Annotated in this window: 8 protein-coding genes; 4 read left to right on the top strand and 4 right to left on the bottom strand. The window is 61.3% G+C overall.

Annotated features, from left to right (window positions below; translation table 11 throughout):
- Positions 1–32: 32 nt before the first annotated feature.
- The 4 genes from ACSFE6_RS14295 to ACSFE6_RS14280 form a co-directional block, all read right to left on the bottom strand.
- Positions 33–1,916 carry a TonB-dependent receptor domain-containing protein gene (locus ACSFE6_RS14295; protein WP_435428217.1) on the bottom strand — a complete coding sequence of 628 codons (1,884 nt, stop codon included), beginning with the start codon at positions 1,914–1,916 and terminating at the stop codon, positions 33–35.
- A 148-nt stretch (positions 1,917–2,064) separates the two neighbouring features.
- Positions 2,065–3,963 (bottom strand): 1-deoxy-D-xylulose-5-phosphate synthase, encoded by a 1,899-nt coding sequence (gene dxs / locus ACSFE6_RS14290; protein WP_435428216.1) that lies wholly within the window; start codon positions 3,961–3,963, stop codon positions 2,065–2,067.
- 91 nt (positions 3,964–4,054) lie between these two features.
- Positions 4,055–4,942 (bottom strand): (2E,6E)-farnesyl diphosphate synthase, encoded by an 888-nt coding sequence (gene ispA / locus ACSFE6_RS14285; protein WP_435428215.1) that lies wholly within the window; start codon positions 4,940–4,942, stop codon positions 4,055–4,057.
- Positions 4,939–5,181 (bottom strand): exodeoxyribonuclease VII small subunit, encoded by a 243-nt coding sequence (locus ACSFE6_RS14280; RefSeq protein ID WP_007894317.1) that lies wholly within the window; start codon positions 5,179–5,181, stop codon positions 4,939–4,941. The genes ispA and ACSFE6_RS14280 overlap by 4 nt, the downstream gene beginning before the upstream one ends.
- A gap of 514 nt (positions 5,182–5,695) precedes the next feature.
- Here ACSFE6_RS14280 and ACSFE6_RS14275 point away from each other — a divergent pair.
- Genes ACSFE6_RS14275 through ACSFE6_RS14260 form a run of 4 tightly spaced genes read left to right on the top strand, consistent with a single transcriptional unit; the run spans position 5,696 to position 13,441 of the window.
- The gene (locus ACSFE6_RS14275) at positions 5,696–6,484 is read left to right on the top strand and encodes a YfaP family protein (RefSeq protein WP_435428214.1); all 789 of its coding nucleotides are present in this window, start codon (positions 5,696–5,698) and stop codon (positions 6,482–6,484) included.
- Positions 6,485–6,519: 35 nt separating this feature from the next.
- On the top strand, positions 6,520–8,244 hold the full coding sequence (locus tag ACSFE6_RS14270) for a DUF2138 domain-containing protein (RefSeq protein ID WP_435428213.1): 1,725 nt from the start codon (positions 6,520–6,522) through the stop codon (positions 8,242–8,244).
- A complete protein-coding gene (locus ACSFE6_RS14265; RefSeq protein WP_435428212.1) occupies positions 8,214–8,879 on the top strand; it encodes a DUF1175 domain-containing protein in 666 nt (221 codons plus the stop codon). The genes ACSFE6_RS14270 and ACSFE6_RS14265 overlap by 31 nt, the downstream gene beginning before the upstream one ends.
- The gene (locus ACSFE6_RS14260) at positions 8,876–13,441 is read left to right on the top strand and encodes an alpha-2-macroglobulin family protein (RefSeq protein ID WP_435428211.1); all 4,566 of its coding nucleotides are present in this window, start codon (positions 8,876–8,878) and stop codon (positions 13,439–13,441) included. The genes ACSFE6_RS14265 and ACSFE6_RS14260 overlap by 4 nt, the downstream gene beginning before the upstream one ends.
- Position 13,442 lies beyond the last annotated feature (1 nt).

Genomic DNA, 13,442 nt, shown 5'->3' with positions numbered 1-13,442 from the left:
AAATCCCCTCGCCACAGGTGACCGGGTCGCTATTAGATCTCCGGCATCCAGGTCACTCCAAACATCCACGCCCGACCTTCTTCACGATACCCGTACTGATTGCCCTCATGGCTGTACAAAACCCGGCTGTAATCCTTGTCCAGCAGGTTATCCACCTTGAGTTCCAGCTTGATTTCGCGATTGAGCTCCCAGCTGCTGCGTAATCCCAGCAAGGCGTAACCGCCCAAGGGCTGCTGATTGTTCAAGTCGTCATAACTGCTGCTGACCGCCTGCCAACTGGCGCCGAGACCCAGTCGATCAAACTGCCGATCCACATCCAGGCTCAAGGTCCGTCGTGCACGGCGTGCCAGGGTATGACCGGTGTCGCGGTCGCGCGGGTCGATGATCGCGATGCCAAGGTTGCTCTGCCAGCCGAACAACTCCTGCTTCAAGGCCGCTTCAAAGCCGTTGATCCGCGCGGAGGCGACGTTTTCCGGGCGTGAGTTACTGCCGAAGATGATCGCGTCTTTCAGGTCCGTCCGGTACAGCGAGGCCTCCAGACGACTGTCCTCGGTCATTTGGCTGCGCCATTGCAGCTCATAGCTTTTCGAGGTTTCAGGCTTGAGGTCCGGGTTGCTGAAGTCCGGGTAATACAGGTCGTTGAAGGTCGGTGCGCGGAAGCCTTCGCTGTAGGTCAACAGCAGATCGTTGTCCGGGTTGAGCGGCAGGGTAAAGGTGCCGCTCCAGCTGTTCTGGCCGCCGAATTGCTGGTTCTGGTCACGGCGCAAGCCCAGCTCGGTGGAGAAACTGTCGGAGTGGTAGCGATGCTGGATAAACACCGCGCGGTTCCAGCGACTGTCTTCGTCGAAAACCGTGCTGCTGTTGACCCGGTCTTCGTACCAGTCACCGCCGAGGATCAAGCTGTTGCGCTCATTGAGGGTCAGGTCATTCTGCCAGCTCACGGAGTCGCGGTAGGTATTGAACACGCTGCGTTCATCGCTGAGTTTGTCGAGGGTCTTCTCGCGGTTTTCGCTGTGGCCGAATTCGACGCGGGTTTTCCACAGGTCGTTGACCTGTGCGTCGAGGTAGCTGCTCAAGCTGCTGACGTCGAATTCGCTGTAGGGCTGCTGCTGGACGGACTCGAATGTCTCCAGGTCGAAGCGGCCGAACGGGTTGTCGAATTCGCTTTTGCCACGGTTATCCAGAAGGTTGGCGCCGATTTCGATGTCCTCGTTCAACGCATGGCTGAGGCTCAAGCTGAACGACTGGTTGCGGTAGGCGTCATGGTCGCCATCGCTGGGATAGGACTCGTGGGTGCGGTTGATCCCGGCGGTCTCATCGAGGCTGGCGCCGAGATTGAAGCGGGTTTTCTCATCGCCACCGGACAGGCCAAGGCTGCGCTCCCAGGTCTGGTTGCTGCCAACACCCATGTGCAGTTGCGGCCGCAAGCCCGGTTCATTGCCACGGCGGGTGAAGATCTGGATCACGCCACCAATCGCGTCGCTGCCATAAATCACCGAACGGGAGCCGCGCAGCACTTCCACGCGCTCGACCTGTTCGATGTTGATGTGCTGCAGGTTGCTGTCGCCGGAGGTCGAGTTACCGATCCGCTGGCCGTCCACCAGCACCAGGCTCTGGGCCGATTGCGTACCGCGAATGTAGACCCCCGGCAGACTGCCGCGCCCGCCGGTTTGCGCGATTTGCACGCCCGGCACGCGGCGCAGCAGGTCCGTGACGCTATTCGGCTGCAGGCGATCGATGTCTTCTCGGGTGAACACCGTGTTGGCGGCGCTGCTGTCGTTGCGGGCTTCGACCTGACGGTTGGCGCTGATCAGTACGTCGGGCAGTTTCAGGGCCTGCTCGCGTTCGAAAGATTCGGCCAAGAGTTGGCCGGCCGGCAGCAGGGTCAGCGTCAGGGCGAGGGGGGAGAGTTTCAAGGAAAGTCCATGGCAGGTCTGGTGTGACGCTAACAACTGTGGGAGCGAGCCTGCTCGCGATGAGGGTGTGTCAGTCAAGGAAAGGATGACTGTCAGACCGCTATCGCGAGCAGGCTCGCTCCCACAGGGTTTTGCATGTGTCTGGTGCTTAGATGTTCAGCAGTTGCAGGCGCTCGCGAATCGACGCTTCGATCCCGGCTTCATCCAGTCCGCATTCAGCCAGCATCTGAGCAGGCTTGGCGTGTTCGACGTAGAGGTCCGGCAAGCCCAGGTGCAGCATCGACTTGAGGATGTTTTCCCGGGCAAGGAACTCGCTGACCGCGCCACCGGCTCCGCCCATGATCGCGTTCTCTTCGACGGTCACCAGCAGCTCGTGGCTGGCGGCGATTTCACGCACCAGTGCTTCGTCCAGCGGTTTGACGAAGCGCATGTCGACCACGGTGGCATCCAGCGTCTCGGCGACTTTCAGTGCCTCGGCCAGTTGCACACCGAACACCAGTAGGGCGACTTTGCTGCCCTGGCGGCGCACCACGCCTTTGCCGATTTCGATCGGTTCGAGGTCTTTCTCGATGGTCGCGTTCGGACCGTTGCCGCGAGGGTAGCGCACTGCCGCCGGGCCTTCGTACAGGTGGCCGGTGGTGAGCATTTTACGCAGTTCGTTTTCGTCGCTCGGGGTCATCACCAGCATGCCGGGGATGCAGCGCAGGAACGACAGGTCGAAGCTGCCCGCATGGGTCGGGCCGTCTTCGCCGACCAGGCCGGCGCGGTCGATGGCGAACAGCACGTCGAGGTTTTGCACCGCCACGTCATGCACCAGCTGGTCGTAGCCGCGTTGCAAAAAGGTCGAATAGATCGCCACCACCGGTTTCGCGCCTTCGCACGCCATGCCGGCGGCGAGGGTCACGGCGTGCTGTTCGGCAATCGCCACGTCGAAGTAGCGCTGCGGGAAACGCTCGCTGAACGCCACCAGGTCGGAGCCCTCCTTCATCGCCGGGGTGATCCCGACCAGACGCGGATCGGCAGCGGCCATGTCGCACAGCCATTCGCCGAACACACCGGAGTACTTCGGTCCGCTGGCCTTTTTCGGTGCGGCGGCGGGGGCGTTCAACGGTTCGAGCTTGGTGATGGCGTGGTAACCGATCGGGTCGACTTCCGCCGGGGCGAAGCCTTTGCCTTTCTTGGTGACCACATGCAGGAACTGCGGGCCTTTCAGATCGCGCATGTTACGCAGGGTGGCGATCAGGGTCGGCAGGTCATGTCCGTCGATCGGGCCGATGTAGTTCCAGCCCAGCTCTTCGAACAGCGTGCCGGGCACCAGCATGCCTTTGGCGTACTCTTCAGTGCGACGGGCGATTTCCCAGGCGCCGGGCAGGCGTGACAGCACTTTCTTGCTGCCTTCGCGCATGCTCGCGTAGGTACGGCTGGAAAGGATCTTCGCCAGATAATTCGACAGGCCGCCGACGTTGCGCGAGATCGACATGTCGTTGTCGTTGAGGATCACCAGCATATTGGCGTCCACTTCCGGCGCATGGTTCAGCGCTTCGAACGCCATGCCGGCGGTCAGGGCACCGTCGCCGATCACGGCAATGGCCTTGCGATCGCTGTTCTGCAGGCGGGCGGCGATGGCCATGCCCAGTGCGGCGCTGATCGAGGTGCTGGAGTGGCCGACGCCAAAGGTGTCGTACTCACTTTCGGAGCGGCGCGGGAAGGCGGCGATGCCGTCCTTCTGACGCAGGGTGCCCATGCGCTCGCGGCGACCGGTAAGGATCTTGTGCGGATAGGCCTGATGACCCACGTCCCACACCAACCGGTCATCCGGTGTGTCGAACACGTAATGCAGCGCGATGGTCAGCTCGATCACGCCCAGGCCGGCACCGAAATGCCCACCGGTCTGACCGACCGTGTAGAGCAATTCCAGGCGCAACTCATCGGCCAGGGTTTCCAGCTCGGCTTCGCCTAACCGGCGCAGGCCGTCCGGCGTGTTCGCGCGGTCGAGCAGGGGCGTGGTCGGGCGCTTGCGGGGAATCTCATGAAACGTCGTGGGCATCAGGCGAATCGTTATAGGTATAAAAGATGCGGCAGTTTACCTGATGCATCGGTCCCTGCCCACGCGTTGGTCTTTTTTGGCGGATTCGCCGTCAGTGGCGGCGCTCGACGATATAGCGGGCCAGGTCACGCAATGGCTCGGCGGCCGCGTCAAACGGTCGCAGCGCGTGCAGGGCCTGATCGCGCAGCTCCAGGGCGTAAGCCTTGGCCGCGTCGAGGCCGAGCAGGGCCGGGTAGGTCGGCTTATCCCGGGCAATGTCGGCGCCCTGGCGTTTGCCCAGGGTTTCGGTATCGCTTTCGACGTCGAGAATGTCGTCCTGGACCTGGAACGCCAGGCCGACGGCCTGTGCATACGTCTGCAGGGATTTGAGTTCGTCCTTCTCGGCCCGGCCACTGGCCAGGGCGCCGAGTTTGACGCTGGCTTCGATCAGCGCACCGGTCTTGTGGCGATGCATCTGTTCCAGCGCTTTCTGATCGAGCTTCAACCCGACCGAACCTAGATCGATGGCTTGACCGCCGACCATGCCTGCCGGGCCTGCGGCTTGGGCCAAGGCAGTGACCATTTGCAGGCGGATGTCTGCATCCAGGCTGCTCAGGCGCGGGTCGAGCAGGGCGCTGAAGGCCAGGCTCTGCAAGCCGTCACCGGCGAGGATCGCGCAGGCTTCATCGAATTTCTTGTGGGTGGTGGGTTGGCCGCGACGCAGATCGTCGTCGTCCATGGCCGGCAAATCGTCGTGCACCAACGAATAGGCGTGAATCAGTTCCACCGCGCAAGCTGCGCCGTTGGCTTGTTCGGCCTTGCCGCCCAGCGCTTCGCAAGCGGCATAGGCCAGCAGCGGACGCACGCGCTTGCCACCATTCATGACGCTGTAGCGCATCGCTTCATAGAGCCGCGCCAGTTCCGGCAGAGGCGCATTGAACAGGGTTTCCAGAGCCGCGTTGACACGGGCCTGGCTGGTCGCCGAGTACGCTGCAATCATTCTGGTTGATCCGCGTCGAAGGGTTCCTCGGCCAACTCGCCATCACGTTCGAGCAGCACCTGAACCTTTTGCTCGGCCTGGGCCAGCGCCGCCTGGCAATCGCGGGTCAGGCCGATGCCTTGCTCGAAAGCGGTCAGCGAGTCTTCCAGCGACAATTCACCGTTCTCCAGACGCTCCACCAGCGTTTGCAGGTCGGCGAGGGACTGTTCGAAATCCAGTGCAGCTTTTTTGCGGGCCATGGCGGCGATTTCCGGTTGACGTTAAACCGGCGCGACACTAGCAGATAGGGGGTTTATGGGCAAATGAGCGGGGTGTTTCGGCCAGGTTGTACAGGGCACAACGGGACCTGTGGCGAGGGGATTTATCCCCGTTCGGCTGCGGAGCAGTCGTAAATGCAGACAATTCAATCTACCTGAACGGTCATTGGGGGCGCTTCGTGATCCCAACGGGGATAAATCCCCTCGCCACAGTAAATCCTCTCCCCACCAAGTAAGTGGCGAACCAGACACTACGAATTATTCGGCTCATTTCGTGAGCCGAATAAGTTCGCTATTCGGCTCACCATCTATCCACAGCCGTGATTCGCGCAGCATTGTAGGAATTATCCGATTGTTAGGCCCAAACAGAGCGACTAATCTTCGCGCCATCAACGACCCACTCTTCACGGGTCTTTCAGACGAAACGCAGTATCCACATCTGTAACGCGCCGAGGATCAGGCGCAAGGTTTCGTCATGCATGGCAGGAGGCGTCACATGCGTTTATTTCTGTTGCTGCTGATCGGGTGGGTCTGTGCTCCGGTCCTGGCCGCGCCCAGTGCCGAGTTGTCGGAGCCGGTGGGCGGCTGGCGCTTCAACGGCTTGCTGGACCACACGGAAAACCCGCAAGTCGCCTACCCCACGCCACCCATCGACCGGGGCGTGCAGCGCAATCGCACGATGATCCAGGGCCAGCTCAAGGCCATTGGCACACAACGCGGCCCCCATACCCTCGCGGTAAACGGCAATCCACTGAACCTGTACACCGACGACCAAGGGCGTTTCGCCCGTCCGTATGCGTTCGGCGCCGGCTCCAACAGCGTCGAAGTGCGCAGTGCCGAGGGCCAGTCGCTCAAACGCGTTCAATTTTACGAAGCCAACAATTTGCGCACGCCAGCGCGGATTCGCTTGGTGCTGGGTTGGGACGATCCCAAAGCTGAACTCGACCTGCACATCATCACGCCCGATGGCCAGCATGCGTTCTGGACGCGCCCGGCGATGAGCAACGGCGGCGGCCTCGATCCGGACGGTGTCGATGGCCCCGGCCCGGAAATGTTCACCATGACCGCGCCCCTGCATGGCACCTATCTGGTTTACGTGAACTATTGGGGCAACTTCGGCAGCGGCGGCTATAACTTCGATGAGACCAGCAACCAGAATGAGGTGATCACCTCGCAGATCAATCTGGTGCTCAACGAAAACACCGTCGACGAAAAACGCGAGACCTTCATCGTGCCCCTGCGCGCGATCGGCGACCTGCTGCTGGTCAAGACTTTCAACTATTGAGCATCCCGCACCACGGATGAATTGGGTTTGTATTCATGAGCGATAACACTGATTTACCGGGAGCAGCCCCGGCCGCCGAAACGCCGGGCGTGAAGCCGTCCCGTCGCTGGCCAATCATCGTGGCCGGGTTATGTCTGGTCGCGGGCGTGGCTGGCGGCATGGGTTGGTGGCTGCATAAAAGCAAGGCCCCGGTACCACAACTGGCGGCGGAAAAGCTCGGCATGAGCCGTCCTGATGGCTTGCTGGAAACCCGGTCCCTGAGCCAGTTGCCCAAGGACCTGTTGGCGGTGCCGTTCCTCAAGCAAACCCTGACTGAAGATTTCGTCTTCTATTACGAAACCCACGCCGACCGACTCGGGTTGATCGGCAGTCTGCGACGGATCATTTACGAGCACGACCTGAAACTGCAGGACACCTTGATCGAGCAACTGTTCGATCAACCGGCCGATATCGCGCTGTGGCGCGGGGCGGATGGCCGGCTCAAGGATTTCCTGTTGGTGATGGATCGCGGTGGTTTGGCCAAGGTGCTGGAGCCGCTGGCGAAAGTGGCGCTGGATGATTCGCAACTGAGCAAGATCGCTGACGTGAAAGTCGGCACCGATGACGTGGCGCTCTATCAGCTCACCTTCAACGCCAGCAAGGCGCTGGTGTTCGCCTCCCATGGCGACAAACTGGTGGTGTTGTCGAATCCGACCAAACTCTACGACCCGCAAAGCGGCGTGACTCCGGAATCGGGCAGTGTCTCGACCCAAGCCATTGCCGCGCTGCTGGGTGGCGACAAACTGTTCCCTGAGGCCTTCGGCCTGGAGCCCCGGGCGCCTGAGGTCAAGCAGCGGTTGTCGGTCAATGCCAGTGTCCTGGTCATGGGGTATCAGCGTTTTATCCCGAACTTCGCCGGCCTGCGTTTCGACATGGACGATAAGGGGTGGCACAGCTTCCTGGCCATGGATGAACTGAAAAACCAGCCGGATTTCGATTTCAAACCGGTCTGGCAAGCCATGCCAATGGGTGCCAGCGCCTGCGTGGCGCTGCCATTGGCCGCCGAACAACAGAAGCCGTTGCTGGTGAAACTCGGCGCTGAAGAGAAGGTGGCGCAGGCGCTGACCGAGCACATGGCCGGTGCGGCGGGCCTGTGCTGGTACGCCGATTCGCGGTTGTACACGCCGTTATTGGTGGCCAGCCTGAATGACAAGGACAGCGCCAAACTCGACGGCGACTTGGGCAAACTATTCGGTTCGATGGTCGGCGCCTATGAGGGCAACGTCGATGATCATGCATTCCCGGTGGTGGAAAAACAGGAGGGCCAGGCGCATCAGTGGCAGCGTCAGGTCAGTTCCAATTTCGGCCCCTACGCGGCCAAGGAAGCCGAGAACCCGGACGCGATCACCGGCAAGGCCTTCATGCGCGTGAGCCTGGCGCGCCACGGTTCGACATTGCTGTTCTCCCTCGACGATAAGTTGGTGGACAAGGCCCTTGGGACCCTCGACAAGCGCTTCCCGCCAATGGCCGACGTGGTACCCAAAGACGTGCTGATGCCGGTCTACTTCGGCCCGGATGCCATGGCGCAACTGATGCAACGGGAAACCCTCGACAGCCTGCCCCAGGACATGGAACCGGTGTTCTACAACGCCGCGCAAACCTTTCTGATTCCGAAACTGCGCACCCTCGGCGGTTACGGCAAGTACGCCCTGACCCTGCCCGAAGGCAGCGAGCCCGATGGCCACTGGCAATGGCTGCCGCTGGAGTGGAAAGCGCTGTGACCAGATTGATCCGACGTTTCGGTTTGTTGGCGCTGCTGCTGACAGGACCTGTTCTGGCCGTCGAAACACCACCACTGGATGTGCAGCAATCCCAGGTGTTCCGCGCCTGGTTCGTGCGCATTGCCCAGGAACAACTGAGCCAGGGCCCGAGCCCGCGCTGGTATCAGCAGGACTGCGCCGGGCTGGTGCGCTTCGCCGCCAACGAAGCGCTGAAAGTCCACGACGAAAAATGGCTGCGCAGCAATGGCCTGTCCAATCGCTACCTGCCGCCGGAATTGCAACTGACTGATGCCCAGCGTGGCCTCGCCCAACAATGGCAGCAGGGTGGCGGCAAGGTCGGACCTTACGTCAACGCAATCAAATTGATTCAGTTCAACAGTCATCTGGTTGGCCGCGATGTTTCGCAAGCGAGGCCAGGCGACCTGATGTTCTTCGATCAGGGCGATGACCAGCACCTGATGATCTGGATGGGCCGCTACATTGCCTATCACACCGGTACCACCACCCCCACCGATAACGGCATGCGTTCGGCAAGCCTGCAACAACTCATGACATGGAAGGACACCCGATGGATACCCGATGCAGCCAACCCCAACTTCATCGGCGTCTATCGATTGAATTTTCTCTCCCAATGATCGGTGCCCGCATGTTGCGTTTACTGCCTCTGTTGTTGGTGCTGGTACTGCCTTTTTCGGCGGTGCAGGCCGAAGACACCGTCGAACCGAGCGGTTATACGCCGGTGGCCGGTGAAAGCTTTTTCCTGTTGGCCGACAGCAGTTTCGCCAGCGACGAACAGGCGATGGTGCGCCTCGAGGCGCCGGGTCGTGACTACCGTCGATTCCGCATGGAGCCGTACGGCGGTGCCGATATCCGTGTGTACCGGATCGACAAGCCGCTGGACTTCCTCAAACGTCAGAAGAACCTGCACCGCGTGGTCAGCGACGGCCAGTTCAAGGGCGAAGGGTTGTCGAACACCCTGGCTTACCTGTGGGACAACTGGTACCGCAAATCCCGTCGGGTGATGCAGCGGGCGTTTTCCTACGAGTCGCGTAAACAGGTCACCGAAGAAGTACCGGAACTGAAGATGGGTGCTGCCATGGTCGCGCCGACGCCCTACGACGCGCAGCCGCAATTCGCCTTGATTCCGGGCCTGCCAGTGGTCAGTCAGTTCCGTTATCCGCTGTGGCAAGCCAAGCCGATCCAGCCACCCGAGGGCGTGAACCTGGCCGGGTCCTCCAGCGAATTCGTCAGCGTTGCGCCAGGCAACGTTTATATCCCGTTGGGCCACCTGAAACCGGGCCTGTACCTGGTGGAAGCGCTGATCGGCAAGTACCGCGCAACGACCATGGTGTTCGTCTCCAACACCGTGGCGGTGAGCAAGATTGCCGGCGATGAATTGCTGGTGTGGGCCGCGCGCAAACACGAGGGCAGCTCGGTGTCCAAGGTTAATGTGTTGTGGACCGATGGCCTGGGTGTGATGAGCAGTGGCGCCACCGATGCCGACGGATTGCTGCGGCTCAAACACGTCAGCCCCGAGCGTTCGTTCGTGATCGGCGAGGACGAAGAGGGTGGGGTTTTCGTCTCGGAAAACTTCTACTACGACAGCGAAATCTACGACACCAAACTCTATGCTTTCACCGACCGCCCGCTGTATCGGCCGGGGGATTGGGTGTCACTGAAAGTCGTCGGTCGCGAATTCAAAAGTGCCCGGGACTCGGTGCAGCCAGCGGCCGCCGATGTCAGCGTGACCGTGCTGGATGCGACTGGAACGGCGCTGCAAAGCCTGGACTTGAAACTCGATTCCAAGGCCGGCACCCAAGGTCGTTTCCAGTTGCCCAACAATGCCGTGGCCGGTGGTTATGAGCTGCGTTTCAACTACAAGGATCAGGCTTATAGCAGCGCCTTTCGTGTGGCGGAATACATCAAGCCGCACTTCGAGGTTTCGCTGAACCTGGCCAAACAGGATTACCGCACCGGCGAACCGGTGAAGGGCAATCTGGTGTTGCTGTATCCGGACGGCAAGCCGGTGGCCAACGCCAAGCTCAGCCTGAGTCTACGCGCCCAGCAACTGTCGATGGTCGACAACGAACTGCAATATCTCGGGCAATTCCCGGTGGAACTGACCAGCACCGAACTGACCACCGACGCCAAGGGCAACGCCACCCTCGATTTGCCCGCCGCCGAGAAACCGAGCCGCTACATGCTCACCGTGTTTGCCAGTGATGGCGCGGCGTATCGGGTCAAGACCACCAAGGAAATCCTCATCGACCGCGGTGCGGCGAATTTCCGCTTGAGCGCACCGCAGCGCTTCAGCGCGGTGGGCGGCAAGGTGACGTTCAGCTACGCCAACACCAATGAAAGCGAGCCAGTCGCGTCGGTCGCACCAAGCAGCTACGGTTGGGTTCACCTGGAAGACCAGAGCACTGGCGAAGGCAAGCTGGCGGCGACCGATAAAAGCTTCACGCTGGCCTTCGAGCGTCCCGGCACTTACAACCTGACGCTCAGGGATGATCACGGTCGAACCCTTGGTGCCACCGGGCATTCGGTCACGGGCGATGGCGTCAAAGCCGTTCCCGGCACAGTCGAAATCGTCCTCGACAAACCCGAGTACAAGGCCGGCGATGAAGCGCTGGCGCTGATCACGTTCCCCGAGCCGGTCAGCGATGCACTGCTGTCGCTGGAGCGCGACAAGGTCGAGGCCACGGCGCTGCTATCCAAAGGTGGCGACTGGTTGAAAATGGAAAAACTCAGTGACACCCAATACCGCGCGCGTATCCCGGTAAAGGACAGCTTCACGCCGAACCTGACGTTCTCGGTCTTGTACACCAAGGGTGGCCAATACAGTTTCCAGAACGCCGGGATCAAGGTGATTACACCGCAAATCGACGTGGCGATCAGCACCGACAAGGAGACCTATCAGCCGGGCGATACGGTGACGGTCGATCTCACCACCCAGTTCGCCGGCAAGGCTATACCGGCGCACCTGACGGTCAGTGTGGTCGACGAAATGGTCTATGCGCTGCAACCGGAAGTGGCGCCGACCATCGACCAATTCTTCTACCACCCACGGCGCAACAACGTGCGCACCAGCGCCAGCCTGTCGTTCATCAGCTACGACGTCGCGCTACCGGGCAGCCCCGGTGCACCGGGCAAGGCCAATCGCAGCGAGCGCGGGGTGAAGGTGCTGGAGCGGCCACGTCGTGAAGACGTCGACACGGCGGCGTGGCAGCCGGAGCTGCTAACCGATGCCAGCGGCAAGACCCGTTTCACCTTCAAGATGCCGGACTCGCTGACCCGCTGGCGCATCACCGCCCGGGCCATCGCCGATGACGGTCAGGTCGGGCAGAAGAAGCAGTTCGTGCGCTCGGAAAAACCGCTGTACCTGAAGTGGAGCGGGCCGAGCAAATTCCGCGCGGGCGACAAACCGGATCTCGGCGTGTTTGCCTTCAGTCAGGCGCAAAGCCCGGTCAAGGCCGAGCTGGTGATTCATTACGCGGGCAACGATCAGCGCATTCCCGTCACGCTCAATAGCGGCATCAATTACATCGCGTTGCCGGCGCTCGCGTTGAGCAGTGGCGAGTGGACCGCCGAGTTGGTACAGGACGGCAAGATCGCCGATGCACTGGCCGTGCGCTTGAGCGCAACCGGTGAGGGATGGCAAGTCACGCAAACCCAAAGCCTGGACGTGGCCAGCGGCGAGACGCCGCTGACTCTGCCGACGGACGCCACGGATATTCGCCTGCGTCTGGATGACAGCCCGCAAGCGCTGTTCCGCTCGGCACTCGATGACCTGCTGAGTTACCCATATGGCGGTGTCGAACAAACCGCCAGTCGACTGCTGCCGCTGAGCATCGCTTATCCGACCCTGGCGTCGAGTCCGCAGATCCGTGATCGCTTGCGCCTGATCATGCAAAACAGCCGCTTGCGTCTGGTGCAGATGGCCGGGCCGTCGGCGAGCTTCACCTGGTGGGGCATGGACGGTGAGCCGGATGCGTTCCTCACGGCCTATGCCTATTACGCCGACTGGCACGCCAGCAAAGTGCTGGAGCTGAGCCTGCCGCCGGAGCATTGGCAGCGGGTGCTGGAGGTCTATGCCAAACAGGCGAAAAACACGCCGCTGTTGCAGCGCGCGCTGATCTTGTCGTTTGCCAGGCAGATGCAATTGCCGGTGAACACCTTGCTCAGCGGTTTGATGGAAGAATTGGCGCAAGCAGGTGAGGGCAGCGCCGCGAACTTGATGGAGGGGGGTGAAGACAGTCTCGTCATGAGTGATCCGGATTCGGCGCTCGGTCTGTCGGCGGCTCGGGTGTTGACTGCCTCGTTGGCCAGGCAATCGAAAGTCGCGCTGCCGGAGCCTTTCAACCGGCAACTGGCCGATGCACAGCAGCGATTGGCGGTCAGTTCCCAACCCTTTGCCGAGGCGTTGAACCTGTCGCTGCAACCGTTCGATCAGGCCCGCGCTCACGCATTGCTTCAGCGTCTGCTGCCGCAGCAATCGACCCTGGAGCGCGCATTGGCGTTGATATGGTTGCAGCGCAGTATCGAACAAGCTTCCCCGACCATCGCACTGGCGCCGGGTGATGGCTGGAAGAAAAGATACGGTGAAACCGGAGAGATGTATTGGACGTGGCAGGGTGCTTCGCCCGTGCCAGCGGTGTTGTCGTTGAGCGGAACACAAGAGCGTCCTCTGCGTGCCGCGTTGAGTTTCCAAACCCGCCAGCCATCGGTTGATCCAATGGCCGTCACCATCACCCGTCGCCTGTCGCGCCTGGTGCCCGGCGATGCAGCTTTCACCTTCAAGCTCGAACCGCTCGGTACCACGCCATTGTCCAGCGACAGCCTGTATCTGGACGAAGTCATCCTGACCAGCAAGGCCGCCAAACCACTGCGTTACGGTCTGCTCGAAGTACCGCTACCTCCCGGCGCCGATGTCGAGCGCACCACCTGGGGCATCAAGCTCATGGGCAAGGCCGGTACTGAGCCGACGGCGCTGGAAAAGGCCAGATTCGAGCCGGGACAACTGGCCTATGCCGTGCCGGTGGATGCGCTGAGCGGCGAATTACGCCTTCGGCATCTGGTGCGTTTCTCGCAGAAGGGCCAGTTCAACTTGCCGCCGGTGCGTTTCACTCAAGTGTATGCACCCCAGCATCAGGCTCAGGAACAGAAACCGGCGCTTGGTCAGGTCACGGTCCACTGAC

Source organism: Pseudomonas baetica (genome assembly GCF_051216495.1).
GTDB lineage: Bacteria > Pseudomonadota > Gammaproteobacteria > Pseudomonadales > Pseudomonadaceae > Aquipseudomonas > Aquipseudomonas baetica_B.
The sequence above is the reverse complement of the archived record's forward strand: the minus strand, read 5'-3'. Positions and strand labels throughout refer to the sequence as shown.

Excerpts from the sequence above, each read along its gene's own strand:
- dxs (WP_435428216.1), bottom strand. The coding sequence starts at position 3,963 with ATGCCCACGACGTTTCATGAGATTCCCCGCAAGCGCCCGACCACGCCC.
- ACSFE6_RS14260 (WP_435428211.1), top strand. The coding sequence starts at position 8,876 with ATGATCGGTGCCCGCATGTTGCGTTTACTGCCTCTGTTGTTGGTGCTG.
- ispA (WP_435428215.1), bottom strand. The coding sequence starts at position 4,942 with ATGATTGCAGCGTACTCGGCGACCAGCCAGGCCCGTGTCAACGCGGCT.
- ACSFE6_RS14275 (WP_435428214.1), top strand. The coding sequence starts at position 5,696 with ATGCGTTTATTTCTGTTGCTGCTGATCGGGTGGGTCTGTGCTCCGGTC.
- ACSFE6_RS14280 (WP_007894317.1), bottom strand. The coding sequence starts at position 5,181 with ATGGCCCGCAAAAAAGCTGCACTGGATTTCGAACAGTCCCTCGCCGAC.
- ACSFE6_RS14270 (WP_435428213.1), top strand. The coding sequence starts at position 6,520 with ATGAGCGATAACACTGATTTACCGGGAGCAGCCCCGGCCGCCGAAACG.
- ACSFE6_RS14265 (WP_435428212.1), top strand. The coding sequence starts at position 8,214 with ATGGCTGCCGCTGGAGTGGAAAGCGCTGTGACCAGATTGATCCGACGT.